The sequence below is a fragment of the Paenibacillus wynnii genome (assembly GCF_030812855.1).
Taxonomy (GTDB): domain Bacteria; phylum Bacillota; class Bacilli; order Paenibacillales; family Paenibacillaceae; genus Paenibacillus_AQ; species Paenibacillus_AQ wynnii_A.
This window is the reverse complement of sequence record NZ_JAUSTK010000001.1, coordinates 458,392-475,090: the sequence shown is the minus strand read 5'-3', so window position 1 is coordinate 475,090 and position 16,699 is coordinate 458,392. Positions and strand designations below refer to the sequence as shown.

General features: G+C 43.6%; 11 protein-coding genes. 8 read left to right on the top strand and 3 right to left on the bottom strand.

Translation table 11 applies throughout. From position 1 onward, the window contains the following. The first annotated feature begins 52 nt into the window (after positions 1–52). From J2T20_RS01940 to J2T20_RS01925, 4 genes are all read left to right on the top strand, one after another. The gene (locus J2T20_RS01940; RefSeq protein WP_307585025.1) at positions 53–1,168 is read left to right on the top strand and encodes a mandelate racemase/muconate lactonizing enzyme family protein; all 1,116 of its coding nucleotides are present in this window, start codon (positions 53–55) and stop codon (positions 1,166–1,168) included. Between the two features lie 99 nt (positions 1,169–1,267). Continuing rightward, positions 1,268–1,453: a hypothetical protein gene (locus J2T20_RS01935; RefSeq protein ID WP_307585024.1), complete on the top strand. Its 186-nt coding sequence runs from the start codon at positions 1,268–1,270 to the stop codon at positions 1,451–1,453. Positions 1,454–2,067: 614 nt separating this feature from the next. Further along, positions 2,068–2,895 carry a hypothetical protein gene (locus tag J2T20_RS01930; protein ID WP_307585023.1) on the top strand — a complete coding sequence of 276 codons (828 nt, stop codon included), beginning with the start codon at positions 2,068–2,070 and terminating at the stop codon, positions 2,893–2,895. Further along, on the top strand, positions 2,879–3,106 hold the full coding sequence (locus tag J2T20_RS01925) for a type II toxin-antitoxin system HicB family antitoxin (protein ID WP_307585020.1): 228 nt from the start codon (positions 2,879–2,881) through the stop codon (positions 3,104–3,106). The genes J2T20_RS01930 and J2T20_RS01925 overlap by 17 nt, the downstream gene beginning before the upstream one ends. Positions 3,107–3,262: 156 nt before the next feature. On the opposite strand, the gene J2T20_RS01920 is transcribed toward J2T20_RS01925, so the two are convergent. After that, complete coding sequence (locus J2T20_RS01920) at positions 3,263–4,087, bottom strand: carbonic anhydrase (protein ID WP_307585018.1); 825 nt, start codon at positions 4,085–4,087, stop codon at positions 3,263–3,265. A 537-nt stretch (positions 4,088–4,624) separates the two neighbouring features. Between J2T20_RS01920 and J2T20_RS01915 the strand changes: the two genes are divergently transcribed. The 3 genes from J2T20_RS01915 (at position 4,625) to J2T20_RS01905 (ending at position 12,206) form a co-directional block, all read left to right on the top strand. Next, positions 4,625–7,129: a sensor domain-containing protein gene (locus J2T20_RS01915; protein ID WP_307585016.1), complete on the top strand. Its 2,505-nt coding sequence runs from the start codon at positions 4,625–4,627 to the stop codon at positions 7,127–7,129. A 458-nt stretch (positions 7,130–7,587) separates the two neighbouring features. After that, entirely contained in the window at positions 7,588–8,262 is a 675-nt protein-coding gene (locus J2T20_RS01910; RefSeq protein ID WP_307585014.1) for a hypothetical protein, read from the top strand. Positions 8,263–9,368: 1,106 nt separating this feature from the next. Beyond that, entirely contained in the window at positions 9,369–12,206 is a 2,838-nt protein-coding gene (locus J2T20_RS01905; RefSeq protein ID WP_307585012.1) for a glycoside hydrolase family 3 protein, read from the top strand. A 121-nt stretch (positions 12,207–12,327) separates the two neighbouring features. On the opposite strand, the gene J2T20_RS01900 is transcribed toward J2T20_RS01905, so the two are convergent. Then, positions 12,328–12,663: a hypothetical protein gene (locus tag J2T20_RS01900; RefSeq protein ID WP_307585011.1), complete on the bottom strand. Its 336-nt coding sequence runs from the start codon at positions 12,661–12,663 to the stop codon at positions 12,328–12,330. 83 nt (positions 12,664–12,746) lie between these two features. Continuing rightward, positions 12,747–14,018, bottom strand: coding sequence for an AraC family transcriptional regulator (locus J2T20_RS01895; protein WP_307585009.1), 1,272 nt, complete (start codon positions 14,016–14,018; stop codon positions 12,747–12,749). A gap of 115 nt (positions 14,019–14,133) precedes the next feature. Here J2T20_RS01895 and J2T20_RS01890 point away from each other — a divergent pair, with 115 nt between their 5' ends. After that, the gene (locus J2T20_RS01890) at positions 14,134–16,404 is read left to right on the top strand and encodes a glycoside hydrolase family 3 C-terminal domain-containing protein (protein ID WP_373457738.1); all 2,271 of its coding nucleotides are present in this window, start codon (positions 14,134–14,136) and stop codon (positions 16,402–16,404) included. Positions 16,405–16,699: the final 295 nt, after the last annotated feature.

Genomic DNA, 16,699 nt, shown 5'->3' with positions numbered 1-16,699 from the left:
TTGCCATACTATGGTCAACCTACCTGCAGCATGTACAAAGGAGTTTGATCTATTGAATATTGCAAGAGTCGATACTTTCCCTTTATTTTACCCGCTTAAGCAGCCTTATGGAGATGCTAACGGCTTCAAGCACTACCGAAGCAACTTCTTATTTCGCATAACAACCCAATCGGGAATCATAGGCTGGGGAGAGTGTGTGGATTGGCTGCCCGCTCTGAAGGCTGGGTTTGAAAACAAGATTATCCCTTATCTAATAGGTAAACAGGCATTGAACCGGCTTCAATTGGTGAACCATATTAAGCAGTGGCATCAGCGGGCAGCCTCCGGAGTGAGTATGGCACTAACAGAAATTGCAGCGAAATATTCTGGGCTTTCTATTTGTGATTTATGGGGAGGAAGCTGGAGAAATTCGGTGCCTGTATATGCCTCATTTCAGTCCTACTCTTACCAGACCGATTGGGTACAACATTCACTGGATCTCGTGAAAAAATCAGCGATTTCCGGTTTCAATCAAGTAAAAGTGAAAGTAGGCGGAAAAACATTTAAGGAAGATCAGTCCCATATTCAAAAGATCCAAGGACTATTATCCGGTTCATGTGAACTGATTTTGGATGCCAACCAAAGCTACGATTATGCCTCCGCCCGAGAGTGGGAGAGGAACTTTTCGAAATGGAACAACATTCTCTGGTTTGAAGAGCCGTTACCTATGAACCGGGTAGGAGATTATAAAATGCTGCGGGCAAGCCTTTCAGTTCCTATCGCCGGGGGAGAAAACTTAAAAAACTGCGAGGAATTCCTTACCCTCTTGCGAGAAGGAGCCATTGATATTACTCAACCGGACCTGGCTCATGAAGACGGCATTGACGATTACAGGCATACGCTGTTCATTTCCCGCTTGTTCGGTCTGAGGACATCGCCGCATACCTTTGATGGCGGATTATCTCGATTATATGCTTTATTTGCACAGGCTTGTCTGCCTCCTTGGAGCAAAATGGAAAGGCAAGACATCGAACCTGTTGAATGGGACGTGATGGATAACCCGTTTACTTTCATTACCCCTCTTGAAGCAGTAGGTGGAAAGGTGAAGCTCCCTGTTGGTGTGGGAATCGGCATGGAATTGGATGAGGAGATTCTGAAGCGGTACCGATGGGATGGATCAGTATATTAAGAACATATAGCGTTGATTATGAATAACAGACATTTCCCTCGTGCATAGTAAAGACGAACTCTGATCATGAAATGGAATAAGAAGGGAAGGATGTTGAGCATGAAAGATATGAAAATGAAGGTAAATAAACAGAAAGCCCTTGAGGCGGACAATTTAAATTTTCACGACGTTACAGATGACGCAATCGGAGATGTGCCTGCTACGACGGATGTTGATGAAGCAATGGAAGCTTTAACCTCACATATCAATAAATACGATGTACCGGATGAGTTAGAGGAAAAATAATGAAAATGTGAAGCGCGCGCAGGCTAACCTGTTGTGCGCTTTTTATATAGAGAGTATAGTCGATAATCGGCTCATTGTCTGGCGTCTCCCGGACTTTCATATCCAATCACTTTACATTCCAGGAACATACATATTATGGATGACGATCATAAGTAGTATAACAAATCAGTCAGCTAACGTAGTATGGAACTATGGGGCTGCATCCTACATATAGAAGTGAGTGTCTTTGCAAAATCCATTCGAACAGTATGGGTCTTACTGGGTTGAACGTTTGGGATAGTTGTAGTTTGTGCATCTAAAAACATCGTTTCTCGCTGTAATCGCCGCTTTAACTGTATATTCTGCAACTATATTCTTTGAAAAAGGTGAATAGCTGTGTTCTTTCGGGATATAGTTGCAGGAAATACAACTAAAGGTAATTTGTCGGAGAATTCACCCAAAATAGGTGTACAGAGTGCAGCTATTTTTATTTGTGATTCATAGGTATAGTGACAATGTATGACCTTTGCGCTAGATGTTGCCAATCACAAACTAGCAATTTGGTGATTGATATTATTTAATATATTTTTATCGCAAACAATTAGTATTTTTTCGTTCAGATAAGGAGTGCTGAGTTGAATGTGAGAACCTTATTCGTTGTGATGGCTGTAGCATGTAACGTGATTGTGTTGATATTCGTACTGCCCTTGTTGCTGCTTGGAGGGAGTCAGATGTTTGAAAATCTGTTTTATAGTGAACAGAAAGAAAGCCGGCTAGCAGAAGAATACTTAACGAAAAGGTACGGGGAAACATTTACGGTTATAACTAATACGGTTTTGTTCAAGCAGACTTTTGGACTTTCCACTATGAAAGCCTACCCGAATGATAGTCCCGATACCGTATTTAATATTGATGTCTACCATGAAAAGTTGAGGATTTATCATGAAAACTATGTGCTTAACCGATCTTTTGGCCCCATTCTGAAATCTATTTTAACAACGGGTCCCTATTATTACGACGTTGACTACGAAGACGCAGATTTCTCCTCGGCAGTATATAAAATTCCTTATGTAAAGACAACCAGTTGGCAGGATCATTTGCTGGATTACCAGAGTGAGCCCCTTCAAATCAATGTGTTTACCCAGTGGAAGGTGGAGAATAAGCCGAATTCAGAAAATGCGAAAAAAGTACATAATATAGAGTCGCTGATCCAACTTCTTCACAAGAACCAGATTGAGGGAGCTTTAACTCTGTATTTCCCTGTCGCACTGACCGATGAGGCCCAAGTGAAAGAGTACAATGATATGATAGAAATGAGGAAAAACAACAAACTAAGGGATACTCCCCTCCGCCGGGATAAGGTAGCTGAATGCTCATTCTCACTTGAAGATTTTAATGAGAATCTATCGATAACGGATTACATTGCAGTCGAATGTTCAGATCTTAGTGAAATTGCGTTTTGATCTTACAGACGTTGCTGAAGATGGAATAACCGTTACATTCCCGGACTTACCGGGATGTATTACATGTGGATATTCTCTTGATGAAGCAAAGCAAATGGCGAAAGAGGCTCTCATGTTATATCTTGAGGATATGATTGAAGACACAATCCCCAAAACAACTCAGATAAGACCCGTGATACAAAAACCTTCGGAGCAAGTATTTTTAATATAAATCAATATTTAAGATATAACACATATATTCTTGATGCCTGTATGAGCGTTCTTTAAATTGAAACGGTAGACTTATGATAAAGAAGAAAAAATGAACCAGGAAAAGCAGAAAAAAGACAAAGAGCCTCGCAGATGGTCTGCAAGGCTCTTTGTTATTTTAATTATCAGCATCCACTTCCCGCGCTCCAAGCGGTTGAACGGGACGATTATCATGAGGGAAAATGGCTTTGAACTTGTTAATTTGCTCCTCGGACCATGGAACAGAGCTTTCCAGAACGATCCATTGGACGCCTTCGGTACATGGAGGCGTGGTGAGCGAGCCTTGGTAGCGGAAGGAATGAAGGTCTGCAGGAAGCAGTTTGTTCATGTCGAAGTCACCTTCGATCGCAACTCCTTCTTCATTCTCCTCAGCCGGGAGCATCGACCAAATTTTATTCAACTCGGCATTTTCGGCGCCTTTGTTGATTAATACACTTAGAACGGCAAGCTTGCCTTCTTCATTTTTGTGTACAAAGTGAAGCTCCATATCCGCATGACTTCCGTTCACTTCATGCTCGCTGGGGAGGTGGAAATGGAACTGCTGCAGCGTATACGTCTTTCCTTCGAGGGTGATTTTATTGTTCGGATTGTTAAGGTTGGCCTGGATGGTGTGGCCGTTATTAACAATAGATACCTTAGACGGGGAGTACTCCACCTTGATAGGGGAGAGGCTCTCAACATCCTTTACCTCATCTTCGAGAATATTAATCGGTGACTGTGCCTTGCCGACTTTGCAGGTTGTAAACAGTTGATCCAGTTCAGCCCAGTGTTCGGGTGATGTATCCCCTTCGTAGGACCAGTGCGTTTTATGAACGCTTATTGCCGGCGAGGCTTCTTGTTCGTTAGCTGCCTTGTCGACCGCTTTTTCACTTCCACATCCCGTTATCATGGACAAGACCATGAATGGGAACAGTACTCGAGTTAATCTCTTGGTAATGCTCACTCCTACCCCAACTTTCTATTTTTTTGTTTGGGAAACATTATAATATTGTAAATTACAGGAAATAAATCATCAAGTGAAAATAGGCTCAAAGTTTCTGCTGATTCAAACTGCCTAGTTAGACGATACTAGAGTGTTAGAATGTTAGAGTTTCAGAATGTTAAAGTTTCAGAATGTTAGAGTTTCAGATGTAAGGCTATCCGTTTATAAGAAAGCATATTACTGTTTTATTCCATTTAAATATGTTAAAATTTTAAGTAATTTTAAGAATAATTAAGCTGAACAAAAGAAAATAACAAAAAGCGAAAAGGAACGAAAGGGAAATTTGGAACTGTAGGAGCGATAGCGACCGCCCGAAAGCTTTCCGTAGGAAAGCTCGCCTCGAAAGCATAAGCTGTATCCGGATTTCAACCGCTAAAAAGCGGATTAAATCAAAGAAATCTGGAGACAACAGCGGCCGGAGGTCCAAATCTTCACGGTAGTGACGCCAGAGCCTTAAGTTAATCTAGAAACCATGTAATTATAAGGGGAGCTAATTATATGAACATGTTTTCTGATCAAGACAATCAGAATTTAGCAGGTGAATTAGAACGCTCTCTTTTTGAATTAGATGATATTATGTATGCCTTAGACGAATCCTCAATTGTAGCTAAGACGGACGCTAAAGGTGTAATTACTTATGTAAACGACAAATTTTGTGCGATTTCCAAATATCCCAAAGAAGAATTGATAGGTAAAACCCATCGAATTATCAACTCCGGTTATCATCCCAAGGAATTTTTTCGCGACATGTGGAGTACCATTGCTCAAGGATGTATATGGCGTGGGGAAGTGAAGAATAAGACCAAAGACGGCGAATATTATTGGGTGGAAACTACAATTGTGCCTTCACTGAGAAATGGAAAACCGTTTCAATATATCGCTATACGCTCGGATATTACAGAACGAAAGCTAGTGGAGGAAGAATTAAAACAAACCTTAAAAGAGCTCTCAGATGTTCAGTATGCCTTGGATGAGTCTACCATTGTAGCTAAAACAGATGCACGAGGAGTTATCACTTATGTGAATGATCGATTCTGTGAGATCTCTAAATATTCCAGAGAAGAATTAATTGGGAAAACCCATCGGATTATTAACTCTGGGCATCACCCGAAGCCATTCTTTCGCGAGATGTGGCAGACGATTGCCTCGGGAAATATTTGGCGGGGAGACGTTAAGAATAAAACGAAGGATGGTCAATACTACTGGGTAACTACGACCATTGTTCCCTTTGTGAAAGATGGAGTTCCCTTTCAATATATTGCGATACGAACAGATATTACCGATCAAAAACATAAAGAAGAATTATATCGGGATCGGGAGCAGTTACTGTCCACAACCTTAAATAGCATTGGTGATGGAATTATTACAACGGATCAATATGGAAAGGTAACCTTCTTAAACCCAATAGCTAAATCTATAACGGGCTGGACGTTCGAAGATGCTGAAGGCCTCGATATTTCTGATTTATTCGTATTGATTAATGAAGATACTCGAAACGAGATCGAAAACCCGGTTTATAATGCCCTTCGCCAAGGGAAAATTGTCGGGATAGATATTAATACTATTCTTATTAATAAAAATGGCGTTGAGATACCCATCGATGATAGCGCCGCACCTATTATTGACCAGAACGAGCAAGTCATCGGTGTGGTGCTGGTATTCCGAGATATGATCGAGCGCAAGCGGTATGAAGAAAAACTGAAATATAATGCCTTGCATGACATGCTGACAGGGCTGCCTAATCGTCGACTTTTCAGAGATCGCCTTACGAAAGCCCTCATTTATGCTAATCGTAACCATGAGAATCTTGCCGTTCTGTTTCTTGATCTGGATCGTTTTAAGTTTGTGAATGACACTTTGGGACATGATGTCGGGGATTTACTACTCAAGAATACAGCCGATCTTCTCTCCAGTATTGTAGGGTCATCCGGCACGGTTTCTCGAATTGGCGGCGATGAGTTCACAATTATATTAGAAAAAGTAACGAAGGATAAAATTGCAGAAACTGCGCAGAAAATTGTAGATGTATTCTCACATTCACTCCTGAATAATGCGTATGAAGTCATAATCACTTTGAGTATCGGCATCAGCATGTATCCATCCGACGGCATTGATTTGGAAACCTTAATAAAAAATGCAGACACCGCCATGTATTTTGCCAAGGAAAAAAGGTTGAACACCTATCAATTTTTCACACCGGATATGAATGAAATTCTTAACCATAAACGAATCATCGAAAACGCGTTGCGTCATGCCATCGAACGGAATGAATTGGAGCTCTTTTATCAACCTAAATATGATTTAAATACTAGTAGAATTACTGGAGTAGAAGCTTTAAGCCGCTGGAATCATCCGGAAAGGGGAACGATCCCCCCGGCGGAATTTATACCTATTGCCGAAGAAACAGGGCTTATTGTCTCCATAGGAGAATGGGCTATTCGTGAAGCCTGCAAGCAATTGAAGGAATGGGAAACACAATTTCACTACTTGGTGCCGCTATCCATTAATCTTTCTATGAGGCAGTTCTATGACAAAAACTTAATTTTAACGATTATGCGGATTTTAGAGGAGACAGGAGTTAAGCCTCATTATTTGGAACTGGAGATCACGGAGAGCATCATGGAAAGGGCGGATGAAAGCATATTGATTTTATTTCAGCTCAAAGAATTAGGCTTCATTATCTCCATAGATGATTTTGGAACAGGGTATTCCTCCTTAAGTTATCTTAAGAAGCTTCCTATTGATACGATGAAAATTGATCGTTCCTTTATCAGTGAAACCGATGTGAATCATAAGGATTATAAAGTATTATCGACCATTATCCATCTGGCTCAAAGCATGGAAATGAATATTATCGCAGAAGGAATTGAGTCTGAACAACAAGAGAATGCTCTGATACAGTTAGGCTGCACGGAAGGTCAGGGTTTTTTCTTCTCTCACCCCTTGAATGCTGAGGATTTCAATGAATTTTACAGAACATCGATAATGAATAACTCTAATTGAACAAAATATCTGCAGCACTATATGACCCGCAGGATGGAAACTTTGAAAAAAGCGACCCTCTTGCGGGTCATTTGTGTTGTTAAAATGTCCGAATATCGCAAAAATAAACTTTTCTTTCTAAATACGTTTTTATAACTTCAACCTACCAATCAGGTGGTGAACGGCTAGAAGAACAGTTCTCATATGCTGGATATCGTACCTTCACTCCTGACCTAAACAAGAGAAGCACGATGCAGCGCAAGAAGATCGGCGACATGGCTACGCTATACTGGAGTAACGACGTGAGCTGGAGATTCTTAAAAGAAACACATTAATCAAGTCCTATGCTCTTTGAGTCATTGACAGTAGTAGAATGGAAGAAATATACTTTTGGACAATAGGACGAAGCACGTCCCGTACCCTTTCTTGCTTAGGGTGCGGGATTTTTTTGGTGCCTAAATGGGATGGAGGTTGATTATATGGGGTTTACAGAAGAGCATAGCAGGTGGTTGAAGTATCATATGAATCGCAGAACAGGCGAACGGAAGAGTCGGCTAGAGCGCGGACATGGCCATGGTGAGCGAATGTTTTTGGAGCAGGTATGGTGGATGATGTTCGGTCACTTAAATGATTTGCACCCCGAATATGAAGTAGCGGATTGGCGCGGTAGGCCCTACTTTATTGATTTTGTCTGGAAACCGGGACAGGTTAAGTTTGCGATCGAAGTGAAGGGATACGGCCCGCATGTGCAAAATATGGATCGGACTCGTTATCGACAAGAGCTGAATCGGGAGACTTTTCTGCAAATCGCAGGCTTTCGGGTGGTGGCTGTTCCTTATGATGATCTAGAGGCGAATCCAGAGCTTACGATCTCGCTGCTGCGATCCTTATTAACCCCATGCCTAGTGATGAATGCGGACGGGGAGAAGTTTGCTCGGCTTGAGCGTGAAATTATGCTAGTGGCAATCCGCTCCGATGGGTTCATTCGTCCGACTGATCTGGTGCATGAACTTGATGTAAATTATCGTACGGTTATGCGATATGTGAAGTCCCTCTGTGAGAAAGGAAAACTTAAACCTATAATTGCCGGTGAAGGCAGTAAAATCTGCAGATATGAGTATGTTCATTCCTTTAAGGATAGTCAGCTATGGTAAAAAGTCAGTAACGGGTAGCTCGGAAGCTCGAATCAGTAACGGGAGCACCAATCACCCCCTGGGAACACCAATCCCCCGGGAGCAATCCCCCGGGAGCGCGAAATGAGCGAATGAGATGTAAAAGTACAATAGAATCACCCCTGGGAGCACTAAATGAGCATATGAAATGTAAAAGTACAATTGAATCACCCCTGGGAGCACGAATCAGTAACGGGAGCACCAATCACCCCCCCGGGAGCATCAAATGAGCAAATGAGATGTAAAAGTACAATTGAATCAGCCCCGGGAGCATCAAATGAGCAAATGAGATGTAAAAGTACAATTGAATCAGCCCCGGGAGCATCAAATTAGCAAATGAGATGTAAAAGTACAATAGAATCACCCCCGGGAGCACCAAATGAGCATATGAGATGTAAAAGTACAATAGAATCACCCCCGGGAGCACCAAATGAGCGAATGAAATGTAAAAGTACAATTGAATCAGCCCCGGGAGCTCGAAATGAGCAAATGAGATGTAAAAATACACTAGGATCACCCCCGGAAGCTCGAAATGAGCGAATGAGATGTAAAAGTACAATAGAATCAGCCCCGGGAGCGCTAAACGAGCGAATGAGATGTAAAAGTACAATTGAATCAGCCCCGGGAGCTCGAAATGAGCGAATGAAATGTAAAAGTACAATTGAATCAGCCCCGGGAGCTCGAAATGAGCAAATGAGATGTAAAAATACACTAGGATCACCCCCGGAAGCTCGAAATGAGCGAATGAGATGTAAAAGTACAATAGAATCACCCCCGGGAGCACCAAATGAGCGAATGAGATGTAAAAGTACAATAGAATCAGCCCAGGGAGCACCAAATGAGCATATGAGATGTAAAAGTACAATAGAATCACCCCCGGGAGCGCGAAATGAGCGAATGAGGAGAAAAAGTCTAATTTTTACCTGATTTTTATGCAAATTGTACAGGTGTTGCCGGTTGCGCGTATCTTTTATGATAAAGAGGCTAGGACTCGCATGCAGCTAACAAATGTTGCCTTTCCGAGGTTGCTGATGTAGTCCTCAAGGTGAAATGAAACCGCTAACACTTAGATAAAAGGAGCGAACGCAATGCCAACAGAAATTGAATCATATCCTTATAAAAAAACGGAACTGCCTTTAGATGTTCGTGTAAAAGATCTGCTCTCCCGATTTACGCTGGATGAGAAGGTGACCTTGATCCCTCAGTATCAAGCGGCTATAGAACGTTTAGGAGTACAAGCGTATAAGCACGGAACGGAAGCGGCCCATGGTATATCCTGGCTGGGAAAAGCAACTTCATACCCGCAGGTGAGTGGACTCGCATGTACCTGGAACCCGGAACTGATGAAAAAAATAGGATCAGCAATCGGGGACGAAGCCAGAGCCTTTTACAAGAAAAACCCAACGATCAATGGCTTGACCCTTTGGGCGCCAACGGTTGATATGGAACGTGACCCACGCTGGGGCAGAACGGAAGAAGCCTATGGTGAAGATCCGGAATTGACCGGTCAACTAAGCACAGCGATAGTACAAGGAATTCAGGGAGACCACCCTTTTTATCTAAAAGCAGTGGCAACACTGAAGCATTTCCTGGGCAATAACAATGAGATCGAACGTGGAAACTGCTCAGCCAGCATTGACCCTAGAAATATGAGAGAGTACTATCTGGATGCCTTTAAAGCTGCCTTCCGGGAAGGCGGGGCACAGTCGATGATGACTGCCTATAATTCGGTGAACGGTGTGCCGGTTATTCTCCATCCAAGTGTTATGGACGTTGTCAAAGGCGAATGGGAAATGGACGGTTTTATCGTTAGTGATGCGGGAGATTTGTTCGGAATCGTGAAGGATCATCATTATTATGAGTCTTTTGCCCAGTCGATGGCCGAGTCTATTAAGAACGGGATCGACAGTGTGACTGAGGAGACCGAGGAAACCATCAAAGTCATTCATGAAGCACTGGCTCAAGGTCTTCTTACTGAAGAGGATTTGGACCGCGCTTTATCCAACACCTTCAGAGTTCGTTTCCGTTTGGGCGAATTCGATCCAGCTGAATTGAATCCATACGCTAGCATTGATGATTCCGTTATTCTGAGCAAGGAACATACTGCATTATCGTTAGAGGCTGCGAAACAGTCCATCGTATTGCTAAAAAATGAAAACGGTACATTGCCACTCAATAAAAATAACCTGTCTAAGGTTGCCGTTATCGGTCCACTTGGTGATGAAGCGTTTAGAGACTGGTATTCCGGAACACTCCCTTATGGTGTCACTCCGCTGCAGGGGATTACCAAGAAGCTTGCGGGTAAACAGGTTGCTTTTGAAAGCGGCTCCGACCTAGTGGTTCTGACCTCGGCAAGCAATGGAAAAGCGGTAGGGATTACCGGCGAAGACGGAAGATTAGCCGTTCAGCACGAACAAATGGAGCATGGAGAGCTGTTTGAGCATACGGCATGGGGCTGGAATAACCATACATTGAAGTCAACGAGTCTGAAAAAGTACGTTACACTCACTGATAATGATACTCTTACGGTATCCGCTGATGAAGTTTATGGCTGGTATGTTAAGGAAGCGTTCAGTCTGGTGCCGGGAGAAGAGGATACGGTTACATTGAAGGCTTGGAGAGATAAATCCATTTCTATAAATCCCGATACAGGTACGTTACTGGCATCAGACCCGAATACAAGTACAGCGGGTTCCGAACCTTTCACCAAACATATCCTTAAAAACGGTATAGATGCGGCAGTGAATGCGGCGAAGGCTGCTGAAGTTGCTGTTGTGTTTGTAGGAAATCATCCGCTTATTAACGGTAAAGAAGAGATCGACCGACCGGATATTGTTCTGCCTGAGGAGCAGGAGCGTCTAGTCAAAGCGGTATTTGAAGCGAATCCGAACACTGTAGTAGTTATTGTCGGAAGCTATCCGATTTCGTCTACTTGGATTGATGAGCATATACCGGCGGTTCTATATACCTCACACAGTGGACAAGAGCTGGGGAATGCCGTTTCTGATGTTCTGTTCGGGGATTACAGTCCTTCCGGTAAACTGAATATGACATGGTTCCGTTCTGTGGAGCAACTGCCTGACCTGATGGATTACGATATTATTAAGGGGAAAAGAACTTACATGTACTTTGACGGAGAGCCATTGTATCCATTCGGTCATGGTCTGGGTTACGCGCAAGTATCTTACAGCAATCTTAAGCTGGGCGCCAAGGAATTGGATCAGGACGGTATGATTAAAGTGTCTGTGCAGGTGGATAACACTGGATCTGTTGATGGAGATGAGGTCGTACAGCTGTATGTGCAATCTTTATCATCACGAGTGAAGCGTCCGCTCAAACAGTTAAAAGGCTTCCAAAAAATCCATACCACAGCAGGTCAATCCCAAACCGTGGAGTTCTTGCTGCCTGTATCGGAGCTGGCCTTCTGGGATGTTACGCGTGAGCGTTTCTGTGTAGAAAGTGGTCTTTATTCCATTATGATCGGCCGTTCCTCGTCAGATATCGTTGTGTCTGAACAAATCACGATTCAAGGGGAGACGATTCCTCCACGTAACCTTGAAGCTAGCACCAAAGCGGAAAATTACGATGATTATCAAGGCGTGTATTTAGATGAATGCAAAGCCGGCGGTGCCAGTGTGAGACCAAGGGAAGAGGGCGCCTGGATTTCTTTTGAAGATGTACAGCTAAGTAGTGGAATTACGCAAATTAAGGCGTTGGTCTCATCGACGAAAGGCGGTAGTATCGAACTTAGAGTCAATGAGCCGGAAGGAACATTAGCAGGAACGGTTGAGCTGTCTGGAAATACGGAACCACAGAAATGGAACGAAGTGATCGCGCCTGTAGTCATAGACGGAGAGGTGTCCCGCCTGTATCTGGTCTTCAGAGGCGAGGTTCTGTTAAGCAAGTTTGAACTTCATAAACAATAAACCAAAGATATTTCTCAACATGCTATTTTAATAAAAAAAACGGCTTCGCGTCTCCTGAGAGTTATCAGGTAATGCGGAGCCATTTTCTGTATAAGACCATTTTTCTGAAAAGAGATTCGCATCAATCCCCGCCACCGCCACCGCCGCCATCTCCGCCGCCACTGCCACCATCAAAGCCGCCCCCGCCATGGCCGCCATCTCCGCCCCAACCGTGACCGCCGCTGTCGTGTCCAGAATGATGATGTGTATCGTTATTATGATGACCGTGATGATTATGATGAGTATCGTTATTAGTATTATCGCTGTATAAGTCCAAATGGGAGCCCGCTATGAAGGAACTGCCTGATAGATCCTCATGCCTGGACTTCTTAAGTCTGCCGCCCTGCGAGTTGTCATTAAGTAGAGTTCTCAGTATTAAATAACCAAATACAACGACAAATATAATGCCAATGATCATCACTTTCGCCCCTTTAGTGTTAAATATTATCTCGCATACATTATTACATTATTTTCCTAAAAAAGCTATGAATTGAGTCGTTCTTAAAGCGTGATTCCCCGGTTATTTCTGTATTCTTTGGGTGTGGTGCCGGTGTATTTTTTAAATACTTTTGTGAAATAGCTCTGGTCGTTAAAATGGAGTCGGGTAGCGATGTCGGACAAGGTAATTCCGTGAGCCTCTATCAGCCGTTTGCCTTCCTCAATCCGTTCACGCTGAATATAATCACTAATTGCGATCCCCGTCTCCTTCTTAAACAGCTGCGAGAGATAACTCCCGTTCAGTCCTGCCACCCCGGCCAACTTGTCTAAAGAAAGCTCCTCATACAGGTGGTTAAAAATATAGTTTTGGCAGAGGGCGGCTGTACGCGAGAGCTTGGAATTACGGCTATCTCTGACATGGTCGGCGAAATCGCAGAGGGCAGCGAGCTGGGCACGATCTACCGCAGGAATATCCTTAAGTTCTTCGATATGCTGTATATGAAAATCGCTCAGTGTAAAGGCAATCTCCCAGAACACTCCCCCCTCAATAGCTGCCCGTGTTGCTAAAGTTATCGAGGCGATCGCCAAGTTTTTTTTACTGCGTAAATGGCTTTTCTTCGAGAGCAGACCGAACTTTTCCTCGGTAAAGGAAGCCTGTACCCTCAGTAGTTCAGCTTTATTTCCATTTTTGATATGGCGGAACATATCTTTCTCCAGCATTGGATCGTGGTGCAGCCATGTGTTCTCGCGCCGGTAGGAGACATTTAAATCAAGGCTGTCACTGGTATGTGGTGTTGGCTCTAAAGTGCGGGTGTCGAGTAAAAGGTCGGTAATGGATAAGGCCTTACCGGTGACCAGCGAATATAGCAGCATGGCAGCATGGTACAATCTCATTCGATTGATAACGGTCAGGCTTTCGTAATATTGGAGCCATTCCTCCTGTAGCTTGAGGGGAATATTATTGTCGCGCATCAGGCTTGCTGCGTTGTCCTCTGTCAGGGGAGCATATAGAGAAGGGCCAATGACTACTAGTGTTGTAGCTTCTAGATGCTCATTAGGCAGACGGAGAATAATAAAATTCTCTAGGAATTGAGTACTTCGAATAATTGGTAGAAAGGAAGGGTTATCATTAGTACCCCCCTCATCCGCAGGGCTTATAATTTCGGCAAGCACACTGCTTGCATCTTTACTTAAAGGGCGAGATCTAAAGGACTCCGGTAGCTGATATTCTATGGTCCGGCTTGCGTTCAGAACAAACACCGGAATCTGATACGCTTCAAACATTAGTTTACAAATATATTGAATCCGTTCATTAGCCTCCAGATGATCAAGCATGCCACAACTACTCCTTTCATCCAATGAAAATACCAAGAATACAATCATAATGCCATAAAATACGAAAGAAGTATATTAAGATGATAATAGTAAACGCATTCATAGGAGGCTAATTATGAAAAATAAAGTTCAAGACCTCATATCCCAAATGACACTCGAAGAGAAAGCAGGGCTCTGCTCAGGGATGGACTTCTGGCATACAAAAGGCATTGAACGGCTGGGAATCCCCGCTTTAATGGTAACGGACGGGCCCCATGGCCTGCGCAAGCAAAAAGAAAGTGCCGATCACCTTGGACTTCATAACAGTGTGCCGGCAACCTGTTTTCCTTCTGCCGCAGGTATGGCTTCCTCTTGGAATCGGGATTTAATCGGACGAGTGGGCAAAGCGCTAGGTGCAGAATGTCAGGCAGAGAATGTTGCTGTCCTGCTGGGTCCGGGAACCAATATTAAACGCTCTCCGCTGAATGGGCGGAATTTCGAATATTTTTCTGAGGATCCCTACCTTTCTTCAGAAATGGGTACTAATCATATCAAAGGTGTGCAAAGTCAAGGCGTAGGTACATCCTTGAAGCATTTTGCCGCGAATAATCAGGAACATCGGAGAATGTCTACAGATGCTGTTATTGATGAGCGTACACTGCGCGAGATTTATTTGGCGAGCTTTGAAGGGGCGGTTAAGAACAGCCAGCCTTGGAGTGTAATGTGCTCCTATAACCGGGTAAACGGCGAATATGCTTCCGAAAGTGAATATCTGCTGACACGGATTCTTAGAGAAGAGTGGGGCTTTGAAGGTTTTGTGGTCTCCGATTGGGGTGCGGTTAACGAGCGGGTAAAAGCATTGCAGGCTGGGTTGGAGCTTGAAATGCCATCGTCTGCAGGGATCGGAGATGCGAAGATTGTTGCTGCGGTAAAGAGTGGCGAACTGTCCGAGGACACACTAAATCTTGCGGTGGAGCGGCTGCTCACTTTTATTCTGAAGACTGTGGAGAACCAAAAAGAAAATGCTGTGTTTAATGCTGATGATCACCATCAACTGGCGCGTGAAGTAGCTCGGGAGAGCATGGTGCTGTTGAGAAATGAAGAAGGCATTCTGCCGTTGTCCAAGGAAGGAACAATAGCAATTATTGGTGAATTCGCCAAAAAGCCGCGTTATCAGGGCGGGGGCAGTTCACACGTAAATCCGACGAAGTTGGATGATGCTTTTACAGAGATGAAGGCTATTGCCGGTGCGGATGTAGAACTTATTTATGCCCAAGGATATGAGCTCGACAGCAATAATATTAATGCGGATTTGCTGAATGAGGCGCGCGAAACGGCGGCAAAAGCAGACATAGCCGTACTGTTCCTCGGACTGCCAGATAGCTATGAGTCAGAGGGATATGACCGTATCCATCTATCCTTACCTGAAAGCCATATCGCGTTAATCGAGGCGGTAGCTGAAGTTCAAAGTAATATTGTTGTGGTGCTTAGCAACGGCTCTCCGGTAGAAATGCCTTGGCTCCATCATACAAAAGGGATTCTTGAAGCCTATCTGGGTGGTCAGGCCTTTGGCGGAGCAATTGCGGATCTGCTGTTCGGTGAGGTTAGTCCGAGCGGTAAATTGGCAGAGACGTTCCCGATGAAGCTTAGTGACAACCCATCCTTTCTCAATTTTCCCGGTGAAGGCGATAAGGTGGAGTATAAAGAGGGATTGTTCGTTGGATACCGCTATTATGATAAAAAAGAAATCGAGCCATTGTTCCCGTTCGGCTTTGGACTCAGCTACACTGAATTCCAGTATAGTGATTTGAGGATTTCTAAAAGCAGCATCAAGGATACAGAGAACGTGCAGGTTAGTGTAACTATTCAAAATATCGGAAATTGCCCCGGCAAGGAAATTGTCCAGCTCTATGTCAGTGATGTAGAGAGCCGAATGATTCGTCCGCTGATGGAGTTGAAGGGGTTCCAGAAAGTGGAGCTTCAGCCCGGTGAACAAAAAGAAGTTACTTTCGAGCTGAATAAGCGTTCCTTCGCCTATTACAATGTTAATATTGGGGATTGGCATGTAGAGAGTGGAAGCTTCATGATTGATATCGGCTCCTCTTCACGGGATATCCGCTTAGTTGCCTCTATTGAGGTTGAATCGACTACGCTGATTGAGGCCAATGTCCATCGCAATACAACGGTGGGTGATCTACTGGAGAATCCGCTTACTAAGGAGAAAGCTAAGAAGTACATCAATATATTCGGGTTTGAAGAGGCTATGGGGGATAATCCCGAAATGTTCATTGCAATGATGAAATATATGCCGTTACGGGCATTGATCGGTTTTGGTCAGGGAAAATATACCGAAGTGGACTTGGCCGCCGATTTACTGGAGTTGAATGCGCTCATTGCGGGGAAGTAGTTAACAACCGGGCAGCTGGTCTTTAGAAGCCCACAGCTGGTCTTTTGTAGTTGTAGTTTTAGTGGTTGTAGTTGTAGTTATTGTTGTGTAATCCTTGTGCAGCCGTCCACTTTTGGGGCTGCTTTCTTTTTATAATTAAGATTTAGTTTAAGGTTGGATTTGAATTTGTAGTTTAGTGTGCTGTGGGAGGTTTTAGTTGTATTTTATGCACTTAAAATCATCTAAAAGGTTTAAAAAATAATTTAGTTGTAGTTTGTGCAGTTATTTAGCCTGTATTTGTCTATATTCCCATTTT